Origin of the sequence: Mycobacterium sp. (genome assembly GCF_049802695.1) — a bacterium.
In the GTDB taxonomy this organism is placed as follows: Bacteria; Actinomycetota; Actinomycetes; order Mycobacteriales; family Mycobacteriaceae; genus Mycobacterium.
The window spans coordinates 1-10,788 of sequence record NZ_JBARMY010000160.1; the positions used below are offsets into that span (position 1 = coordinate 1).

The following is a 10,788-nucleotide window of genomic DNA, read 5'->3' on the forward strand; positions in this document are numbered from 1 at the left end:
CCCGCAGCCGGCTGGTCGCCGCCAACGCGGCCGCCGTGGCGTTCTACGCCGAGGCGCTAGCATCCGCCGAAGCGGCCCCGGCCCGCCGCTACCTGACCGAACGCAACTTCGACGCCGACGCTGCCCGGCAGTTCGGCTGCGGATTCGCGCCGTCGGGCTGGGACTCGTTGACCAAGCACCTGCAGCGCAAGGGGTTCGACTTCAAAGAGCTGGAAGCCGCGGGTCTGTCCCGGCAGGGCCGGCGCGGCCCGATCGACCGGTTCCACCGCAGGCTGTTGTGGCCGATCCGCACGTCAGCCGGCGAGGTGATCGGATTCGGGGCGCGGCGGCTGTTCGACGACGATCCGATGGAAGCCAAATACGTCAACACCCCCGAGACGATGCTGTACAAGAAGTCCGCCGCGTTGTTCGGCATCGACCTGGCTAAACGCGACATCGCCAAAGGACACCAGGCCGTCGTCGTCGAGGGCTACACCGACGTGATGGCGATGCATGCAGCGGGGGTCACCACGGCGGTGGCCTCCTGCGGCACTGCGTTCGGTGACGAGCACCTGTCGATGCTGCGGCGACTGATGATGGATGACAGCTTCTTTCGCGGTGAGCTGATCTACGTGTTCGACGGCGACGAAGCCGGGCGGGCTGCCGCGCTCAAGGCGTTCGACGGCGAGCAACACCTGGCCGGCCAGTCTTTCGTCGCCGTCGCTGCCGACGGCATGGACCCCTGCGATCTGCGGTTGGCGTCCGGTGACGGCGCGCTGCGCGATCTGGTGGCGCGGCGAACCCCGCTGTTCGAGTTCGCCATTCGCAGCGCGCTGGCCGCGGTCGACCTGGACAGCGCGGAGGGCAGGGTGGCCGCGCTGCGGCGCTGCGTGCCGATGGTCGCCCAGATCAAGGACCCGACGCTGCGCGACGAGTACGCCCGGCAGCTCGCCGGCTGGGTGGGCTGGGACGACGTGGCACAGGTCATCGGCCGGGTGCGCGAGGACGCCAAGACTGCCAAGAACCCAAGCCGGGCCAAGCCGCGCCGCCCGAGCGGAACGCCGGACCAAAACAACGCCGGTAACGGCCGCGACGCGTCGGTGTCCACCCCGCTGCGGCCCGACCCGCGCGACCCGACATTGTGGCCGCAGCGGGAGGCGCTCAAGTCGGCCCTGCAGTATCCGGCGCTGGCCGGCCCGGTGTTCGACGCGCTGACCGCGGAAAGTTTCACCCACCCCGGCTACGCTGCCGTACGCGTGGCGATCGCGGCAGCGGGCGGCGCAGCAGCCGGGATCACCGGTGGCCAGTGGATGGACATGGTGCGACGGCAGGCCGCCTCGCCGGCGGCAGCCGGGCTGATCGGCGAACTGAGCGTCGAATCGATCCTGGTCGACGACGACGAGAGGCTGGCCCGCTACATCGCCGGGGTGCTGGCCCGGTTGCAGGAGGTGTGGGTGGGCCGGCAGATCGCCGAGGTCAAGTCAAAGTTGCAGCGGATGTCGCCGGTTGAGCACAGTGACGAGTACCACGCGCTGTTCGGCGACCTGGTCGCGATGGAGGCGTATCGGCGCAGCCTGCTGGAGCAGGCCAGCGGCGACGACCTGACCGCCTGACTAGTTCGTGCTGCCCCGGTGCTGCGGCTCGATAACGCTGGTGGTGGTGTCGATCTCGGCAAGGGTCACCATTTGCGCGTCCGGCGAGACCCGTTCCGCAACCTTGCGCCGACCGGCGTCGACCAGCGATTTGGCGGTTGGGCTGGCGGTGACGGCGCGGTAGGTGCCCATGATCTGCTCGTAGCGACGACGGCCGGCTTTCGCGCCCAGCACGTAGCCCAGGCCGAGCACGACGGCATACCGGATCAAAACAGTCCTCCCATGGCGGTTCGGTTGGGTTCCATCCTGCCTCAAGCGGCCGGGCAGGCGCTCGGTGGCGGGGCACGTATCGCCCGCGCGGGCGTCGGTACGCTAGAGTCATCCCGCGATCCGCGCAGGGTCGGGCAGTCCCCTGTAGCTCAATTGGCAGAGCGTTCGGCTGTTAACCGATAGGTTCCTGGTTCGAGTCCAGGCGGGGGAGCAGATCAGTAGACGTCGCGCTGGTAGCGCTTCGTCGCGGACAGCTCACGCACATAAGCCCTCGCCGCGTCGAGGTCTAGATTTCCGTGCTGCGCCACCACCTGGTGGATCGCGCAGTCGACTTCCTTCGCCATCTGCTGGGCATCGCCGCAGACGTAGACGTGTGCGCCGTCCTGCAGCCATCGCCACAGCTCGGCACCGCGCCTGCGCATCAGGTCCTGCACGTAGACCTTCTGCGGCTGATCGCGGGAGAACGCCAGGTCGAGTTCGGTGAGGAAGCCGTCGGCGTGCATCGCGGTGATCTCGTCGCGGTAATAGAAATCGGTGGCGGCGTTGCGTTCGCCGAAGAACAGCCAGTTGCGGCCGCGGTGGCCGAGCAGACGGCGTCGATGCAGGAAGCTGCGGAACGGTGCGATCCCGGTGCCGGGGCCGATCATGACCATCGGTGTGTCGGGGTCGGCGGGTGGCCGGAAGTGATCGGCGCGTTGCACGAAGATGCCGATCTTGTCACCGTCGGCGTGGTCGGCCAGATAACTGGAGCACACTCCGCCGCGCGGGACACTGCGGCAGCGGTATCGCACGGCGTTGACAGTCAGGTGGACCTCGCGTGGGTTCTCCAGGAAGGCGGAGGAAATCGAATACTGCCGCGGCTGAAGCGGTTTGAGCACAGTCAGCCAGTCGTCGAGGCGGGCGCTCACCGGCTGCTGCGCGAGCAGGTCCACCGACTGGCGGCCCCACATCCAGTCGGCCAACGCGGCCTTGTTTTTCGGTTTGACCAGCCCGGCCAGGTCGTCGTCGCCGCTGCGTTGCGCGACGAAACGCAGCAGTTCACCGGTGATGCGGGCGATTTCGAACCGCTCGCTTAGCGCGACCCGCAGCGACATCGACCCGTGGCCGGGGACGTGCACGACCTTATCGCCGTCCAGTTTGGTCAGGGCCAGCCATTCGTCGACCAGGGCGGGGCTGTTACGCGGCCATACTCCGAGAGCGTCACCCGACTCATAGCTCAGCGTGCCCTCCGGAACTGCGAAGGCGATTCGCCGCACCTCTTTTGTGGAGCCGGGACCGTTGAGCACGGTGTTGCACGTCAGGGTGGTGATCAGGGGGTGTGTCTTGGTGTACTGCGGCGGTTCGGCTTTCGCGCCGACGCCCGAGCCATTGTCGGCGCTGCGGCCGTCGGACCGGTCGGCGGTGCCGGTCAGCGTCTGACGCACGGCGGCCAGCCACTGGGCGACCGGCTCGTCGTAGTCGGGCTCGCAGTCCACGCGGTCGGTGATGCGAGTGGCGCCGAGCTCGGCGAGCCGGCTGTCGAGTTTGCGTCCGAATCCGCAGAAGTCGTCATAGTTTGAATCACCGAGCGCCAGAACGGCATACCGTGTGCCGTCGAGTCGCGGCGCGCTGTCGGCGGTGAGCGCATTCCACAGCTCGCGGGCGTTGTCGGGTGGGTCACCGTCGCCGGTGGTGCTGGTGACCACCAGCAGCCGCTGCACCGGCGACAGGTCGCCGACCGCGAAGTCATCCATGCCGTGCACCGCGGTCGGTAATCCGGATTCGCTCAGGTGCGCCGCGGCGTCGGCGGCGACGGACTCGGCATTACCGGTCTGCGACGCCCACAACAGCACCACTTCGGCAGCGGTAACCGGCGGTGCGGGTCCGGGCTGCGGGACGCGGGAGAACAGTCCGGCCAGCAGCCCGTCGACCCACGTCCGGGTGCCCGGCTCGAACGGGGCGTTGACGGGCAGCGTCGGCACCCCGCATCCGCGCCGGCCGACGTCTGATCGCAGCGCGGTGACCAGCCCGGAGAGGTAGCGGCGCCCCACCGGGTCGAAGTGCGGCGCGGGTTCGTCAGCGATGCCGAGCAACTCGACCAGCGCGTCGACTTCGGCCGGGCCGGAGGCCGCCGCTTGGCGCGATTGATGTGCTTTCGGCTCGGTGGTGCTGGCGCTGCGGGTGTCGCTGACGGCGACCTTGGTCAGGGTGACCGCGCACGCCTTGAACTCTGGTTGCCGAGATATCGGGTCGACGGCGTCGTTGGTGACGGCGTTGATCGACAGGTATTCACCGAAGGCGTCGTTCCAGTGGAACGGGGCAAAGCAATTGCCGGGCCGCACCCGATCGGTGATGACCGCGGGCAGCACGGCACGGCCACGGCGGGAGGCGACCTCGACCGCATCGTCCTCGCGGATGCCGAGCCGGGCGGCGTCCTCGGGGTGGATCTCGACGAACGGGCCGGCATTGAGCTTGTTCAGCTTGGCGACCTTGCCGGTCTTGGTCATCGTGTGCCACTGATGCGGCAGACGCCCGGTGTTGAGCACGAACGGATAGTCATCGTCGGGCATCTCGTCGGGCAGCAGATGCGGGCGGGCGAAGAAAATGGCGCGGCCGCTGGCGGTCGGGAACGCCAACCGCGGCACGCTGGCGTCCTGGTGCACGAGGCGGTGCTGGCTCACCCCGTCGTTCAGGTAGCGGATCGGGTTGCGGTCGTCGGTGCTGTCGGACGGACACGGCCACTGCACTGGCCTGTGCCGCAGCCGGTTATAGCTGATGCCGCGTAGGTCGTAGCCGGTCTTGGGGTTCCAGAACCGCCTGATCTCGTTGAAGACATCTTCGGCTGACTCGTAGCTGAAGGAGTCGGCATATCCCATCGCACAGGCGATTCGCGCGATGATCTGCCAGTCCGGCAACGCCCGGCCCGGCGCGTTCACGGCCGGCTGGAACAGGGTGAGGTTTCGCTCCGAGTTGATCATCACCCCCTCGAACTCCGTCCACAGAGCGGCCGGCAGTAAAACGTCGGCGTATTCGTTGGTTTCGTTGTCGAAGAACGCATCCTGAGTTATCACGAGCTCAGCGCGTTCCAGACCGGCCAGCACCTGCGCTCGGTTAGCCATGCTGGCAACGGGATTCGTGCAGATGATCCAGCAGGCTTTGATCTGCCCGTCGGCCATCCGGGCGAACATGTCGACGGCGCCGCCGCCGACGTCGGTGCGCAGCGAGCCCCAGGGGATGCCCCACTGTTGTTCGACGAATGCCCGGTCGTCGTCGGATGTGACGGTCCGTTGGCCCGGCAAACCTGGCCCCATGTAACCCATTTCGCGTCCGCCCATCGCGTTGGGTTGTCCGGTGAGGGAAAACGGGCCGCTGCCCGGTTTGCAGATCGCGCCGGTCGCCAGATGCAAATTGCAGATCGCGTTGGTGTTCCAGGTTCCGTGCGTGCTCTGGTTGAGTCCCATTGTCCAGCAACTCATCCAGTTCGCGGCTGCACCGATCCATCGTGCCGCGGTGCGGATGTCCGCTTCGGGGATGCCGGTGATGTCGCTCACCTTGTCGGGCGGATACTGCGCGAGGAAACTCGGCATCACCTCCCAGCCTTCGGTGAACTCGGCGATGAACTGCGGGTCGGTGTGCCCTTCTTCGACGATCAGATGCAGCAGCCCGTTGAGCAACGCGAGGTCGGTGCCGGGCGCGATCTGCAGGAACAGGTCGGCCTTGTCAGCGGTGGCCGTGCGGCGTGGATCGACGACGATCAGCTTGGCGCCGGCTTTGACGCGGTCCATCATGCGCAGGAACAGAATCGGGTGGCAGTCGGCCATGTTGGCGCCGATGACGAAGAAAACGTCGGCCCGGTCGAAGTCCTGGTAAGAACCCGGCGGCCCGTCGGCGCCCAGCGATAATTTGTAGCCGGAGCCGGCGCTGGCCATGCACAGCCGGGAGTTCGATTCGAGCTGGTTGGTTCCGATGAAACCCTTGGCCAGCTTGTTGGCGAGATACTGCGCTTCGAAGGACATCTGCCCGGACAGGTAAATGGCCACGGCGTCGGGCCCGTGCTCGTCGATGATCGCGCGTAACCGGGTGGCACACCCCTGGATCGCGTCGTCGACGTCGGCTGCATCGGGCGGCTCACCGCGGCGGCGCCGCAGATATGCCGAGTCCATCCGGCCCGGCGCGGCGAGCATGTCAGCGGTGGTGGCGCCCTTGGTGCACAGCCGGCCGAAGTTGGCGGGATGGCTCTTCTGTCCGAACGATCTGGCCACCCGACTGCCGGTTTCCGGATCGGAGCTGACCTGCAAAACCATCCCGCACCCGACACCGCAGTAGGCGCATAAGCTGTCGACATGTTTTGCGCCGGACTGCGCAGCCACGCGAACTCCCTCCTCGTGCGCAGGGCAAACACCATCGTGCGGCGGAGATGTTTCGGTATCAGTTATGGGATGTTGCGGGCGATTTGCGATCTACTCGCACAGGCACTATTCACTCGGGTGCGCTGCCCGAAACATGCGGTTAACCAACCGAACCGGTCCTCATTGACCAAGCGAGCCGGTGCCAGGCTAGCCCCACTCCGACTTGGATAGCCGCTCAGCGCGACGGTTTCAAGCAACCTTGCTCGAGTTCACAGCGGGCGCCAAGCCGACACTCATGCCGTGCTGGAAAAGAAGTTGTCTTCCAGCGGTTTTCGTCGCGCGGCTGTCAGGCAGCTGTGCGTGCGCCCGGCGTGCCAGCTGATCATGATGAGGCGCTGCTGGGTTCGCGACGCCGCGGCGCAGCCGGATCGCCGAGAACTGCGCGAACGTCGGTTAGCGGTCCAGCCGCGGGATCACCGAGGGGCCCTGCGGCTGCTGCGGCTGCTTGTTCTTCGCCTGCTTCTGGTTGGTTGCCTGAGCCTGGGCTTGGGCTAGGGCGCTGACACTTGCGGCCGCCAGTTCTTGCCGTTCCTGCTCGCTCATCTCATAGAACGCCCACGCACCCCAGGCTGCGGGCCGGACGTAGAGCGTCACCTCGCGGCGGTTGTGGAATAGCACCGGGATGGGAACGGCGCGGTCGATCGTCGCCGAACTACTCAGCTCCTGCTGGATCTGGTGAACATTCGCCGATTCCTGCAGTTCGTAGCTCAGCGACTGGCCGATCCGGTTGGGCGGACCCTGCAATGCCAAGTACCACGCCATCTGCTACCCCCTTGCTTGGTGACGGACACGCCGCCAGGCCGGTTGGCGGCGACCCGCTGCGCCCGGCTGTGCCGCGCTTGCGATCGCCGCTACAGGCTGGCGTCGCGACAGCTTAGCCGACTGATTATTAAGGCGAATGGCCCGTACTCACGTCGCTCGGCAGGTTCTCCGGGTGCAGCATCTCGGCGTAGCGCAGCGGCTCGGGGATGCCGAAGCCGTCGACCAGTGTCTCGGCGTGCGGCCGCAGTTTCCGGCAGCGGTCGTTGATCCCGCGGGTGACTGCCTTGGCGCGGTCGGTGGACAGGAACTTGTGCTCGACGTACCACGCCTTGTCGTCTTCGATCACCGACAGCGCGTACAGATCGCAGAGCATCCCGAGGATCTTGCCGGCTTCGTCGTCCTCGCACGATTCGATGCCCGCGACGAACCCCTCCAGCACCACCCGGTCGACGTGCGCTTGCGCAGCGTGCAGCACGTGATCCTGCACGCCGTTGAACGCGTCGAAGGGTGACATCTCGTCAGAGCGGGACTGCAGCCGCCGCGCGACCGACGCGAGCAGGTATTCCTCGCGGTCTTCGAACATCTGGATCTGGGTGCCGCGGTTGAACAGGCTGCCCTCTTCTTCGTTGTCCTGGCGGGCGTCGACGATGGTCTGGATGATGGTCTCGGCCGCGGTGCGTTTCAGCACCCGGGTACTGACGAAGTTGGCCCCGAAGCGCACCCAGTCGACGGGGCTCATGCTGCGGATGTCGTCGGCGTAGGCGGTCAGCAGCTCTTTGGCCACCAGTTGCGTCAGCACATGGTTGTCACCTTCGAAGGTGGTGAACACGTCGATGTCCTGCCGCAGCGCGATCAGCCGGTTCTCGGCCATGTATCCCGCTCCGCCACAGGCCTCCCGGGTCTCCTGAATCGCCCGACTCGCATGCCAGGTGTTGGCCGCCTTCAGTCCGGCGGCGCGCGAACCCAGCTCGCGTTGCTCCTCGAGGTCGGGCGATTCTGCGGTCTGGATGTCGTGACATTTGGAAACCAACTGGTTCTGCGCGAACTGCAGCGCATACGATTTGGCGATCAACGGAAACAGCCGCCGCTGATGCACCAAGTAGTCCATGATGACCACTTCGTGGTCGTCGTCCGGTGCGCTGAATTGCCTGCGCAGCAGCGCATACCGGGTGGCGATGTCCAACGCGACCCGCGCGGCCGCACCCGCGCTGCCGCCGACGGTGATGCGTCCGCGCACCAGGGTGTCGAGCATGGTGAAGAACCGGCGGTTGGGATTTTCGATCGGGGAGCTGTAGGTGCCGTCCGGCGCGACGTCGCCGTACCGGTTGAGCAGGTTCTCCCGCGGGACGCGGACCTTTTCGAACAGAATGCGGCCGTTGTCCACGCCGGGCAGCCCGCCCTTGTACAGATTGTCCGACGTCGTGACACCCGGCAGGTCGTTGCCCTCGTCGTCGCGGATCGGCACCACGAAGCAGTGCACGCCGTGTTCCTCCGGCTTGCCGTCCTTAGTCGTGATCAACTGGGCGAAGACGGCTGCGACGGTTGCCGTTTCAGCTGCGCCACCGATGTAGTCCTTGCGCGCTGTGGGGGTGGCGGAGTCGATGACGAATTCTTGGGTTTCCGCGTCGTAGGTCGCAGTCGTCTCCAGTGACTGCACGTCACTGCCGTGTCCGGTCTCCGTCATCGCGAAGCACCCGCGCAGTTCGAGATTGATGATCTTCTGCACGTAGGCCTTGTGGTGTCGTTCGGTGCCGAGGTTTTCGACGGCCCCGCCGAACAAACCCCACTGCACGCCGGCTTTGACCATCAGTGACAGGTCCGACATGGCCAGCATCTCGATGTGGGTGATCGCCGCGCCCAGGTCGCCGGTGCCGCCGTGTTCTTTGTTGAAGGCATCTTCAGATGCGCCCTCGGCCGCCATGATCGCCATCTGCTCGGCCACCTTGGTGCGCGCGATCATGGTGTTCGGTGTGTAGTGCGGCCGAAACACCTGATTGGACAGCGAAGTTCGCATGCGGTTCTTCGCGTCGCGCCAACGGCCGTCCAACGTGTTACGCAAATGATCGGCGGTGGTGGTCATACCCGGGCCTTTCGTTTCGTCGTGACTGCGGTCGAGTCGGTTGTGGGCTCGCGAAGCCGCCAGCGCAGCAAAGCGATGCCGGCCGCGCCGAAGGCGACGAGGATCGCCAGATCTGACAGCCAATGGCCGGTCGAGTGGGTCCACAGCGGGTCATGGGGAGCCAGCACGTCGATGCCGTTGAGGTCGACGCTGGCCGCCGAGGCGGCGAATCCCCAGCGGGCCGGGACGAACCAGGAGAACACGTTGAAGCCGTAGTCCCCGGCGAGCGGGAACATTGCGCCGCAGAACACCATCGACAGCAGGATCACCAGCACCGCGATGAGCAACAATTGCTCGGGATGGCTGGCCAGCGACGCCAACGCCAGCGCGAGAATCACCGACACGATGGCCGTGGCAGCCACGGCGACATACAACTCCACCACCGGGTCGCCCAGCAGCAGCGCCCGGTTGGTCGGCGCCCCTTTGCCGACCACGGCGGCGGTGGTGACGATACCGGTCTGAACGATCGCGACCACGCTGTAAACCAGCACCTTGGCCGTCACATACGCCGACGGTGACAACCCAAGGGACCGCTCGCGCGCGAAGACGCCACGTTCGCCGGCCAGGTCGCGAATCGTCAGCGCGGTGCCCATGATCACGGCGGCCACGCTCAGCAACGCCAGCAGCTCGACGGCTTCGTCGGGACCGTCACCGAACAGGTCGCTCTTGCCGAATCCGGTGTGGCCGGGCACCGTCAACGCCAACGCGCCGAACAGGATCGGCAGGATGGTCAGGAAGATGAAGTAGCGCTGGTCGCCGACGATCAGCCAGGCCTGCCGCCTTGCCGCGACGGCGATCTGGCGGCGCTTCGGCAGACGCGGCGCCGGGGCGGCGGGCTGGACCGGACCCGCCGGTGGGGGCGCACTCTGGCGAGCCAGAGAAATCTGGTGCGCGGCGTCGGGCTCGGTGGCCAGCCGGTGAAAGATCTCCGACCAGTCGGCAGTGCCCAGCGCTGTGCCGAGTTGGGCGGGCGACCCGGCGAACGCAAGGGTGCCGTTCGCGTTGAGGAGCACCACCTGATCGCAGAGCTGCAGGTTCGCCGGTGATGCGGTGGCCACTACGACGACGCGGCCGGTGTCGGCGAGCCGGCGCAGTGTCTCCATCGCGTGGTATTCGTGCACCGGGTCCAGGCCGGCGCCCGGCTCGTCGAGCACCAGCAACGACGGCCCGGTGACCAGTTCGGCGGCTATCGACGCCCGTTTGCGCGCCTCGCGGGCCAGGCTGCCGATTTGGATGGTGCGCCGCGAGCTCAGCTCCAGTTCCGCGAGCACCTGGTGCACCACGCGGTCGCGCTCCTCGGCGGAAGTGTCCGGCGGCAGCCGCAACTCGGCGGTGTACCGCACGGCTTGCTCGACGGTCAGCTGACGGTGCACCACGTCGTGCTGCGGAACCATTCCGATCCGTGAGCGCGTCGCTGCGTCGAGTTCGTGGCCGTCCAGCACCACCGAGCCTCCGCTGGGTTGGCTGAGGCCGGCGAGGGTGTTGATCAGCGACGTCTTTCCGGATCCGGCCGGCCCGACGACGGCGGTCAGCGTGCCCGGGCGCGCGGTGAATGAGACGTCGGTGAGCATCTGGCGCCCGTCGATGGCGACCTCGAGCTGCTGCACCCGCAGGCCGTGGTTCCTCGCCGGCTGTGGTGCCGGTGTGGGTTCTGCCGGCTCCGGGCGCGGCGGCGGCG

At 66.9% G+C, this 10,788-nt stretch carries 6 protein-coding genes and 1 tRNA gene; 2 read left to right on the forward strand and 5 right to left on the reverse strand.

Going from position 1 to position 10,788, the window contains the following annotated elements:
- Positions 1 to 1,592 (forward strand): toprim domain-containing protein (locus WA317_RS06575; RefSeq protein ID WP_425172270.1); only part of this gene is annotated, 1,592 nt, incomplete at its 5' end.
- Here WA317_RS06575 and WA317_RS06580 read toward each other — a convergent pair.
- Positions 1,593 to 1,841 carry a hypothetical protein gene (locus tag WA317_RS06580; RefSeq protein WP_425172271.1) on the reverse strand — a complete coding sequence of 83 codons (249 nt, stop codon included), beginning with the start codon at positions 1,839 to 1,841 and terminating at the stop codon, positions 1,593 to 1,595.
- 138 nt (positions 1,842 to 1,979) lie between these two features.
- Between WA317_RS06580 and WA317_RS06585 the strand changes: the two genes are divergently transcribed.
- Positions 1,980 to 2,052, forward strand: a tRNA-Asn gene (locus WA317_RS06585).
- Positions 2,053 to 2,056: 4 nt separating this feature from the next.
- On the opposite strand, the gene WA317_RS06590 is transcribed toward WA317_RS06585, so the two are convergent.
- The 4 genes from WA317_RS06590 to WA317_RS06605 form a co-directional block, all read right to left on the reverse strand.
- Positions 2,057 to 6,190, reverse strand: coding sequence for a molybdopterin-dependent oxidoreductase (locus WA317_RS06590; protein ID WP_425172272.1), 4,134 nt, complete (start codon positions 6,188 to 6,190; stop codon positions 2,057 to 2,059).
- A gap of 432 nt (positions 6,191 to 6,622) precedes the next feature.
- Complete coding sequence (locus WA317_RS06595; RefSeq protein WP_425172273.1) at positions 6,623 to 6,991, reverse strand: hypothetical protein; 369 nt, start codon at positions 6,989 to 6,991, stop codon at positions 6,623 to 6,625.
- 127 nt (positions 6,992 to 7,118) lie between these two features.
- Complete coding sequence (locus WA317_RS06600) at positions 7,119 to 9,071, reverse strand: acyl-CoA dehydrogenase (RefSeq protein ID WP_425172274.1); 1,953 nt, start codon at positions 9,069 to 9,071, stop codon at positions 7,119 to 7,121.
- On the reverse strand, positions 9,068 to 10,788 hold a 1,721-nt coding region (locus WA317_RS06605; protein WP_425172275.1), incomplete at its 5' end, for an ATP-binding cassette domain-containing protein. The genes WA317_RS06600 and WA317_RS06605, both read right to left, overlap by 4 nt.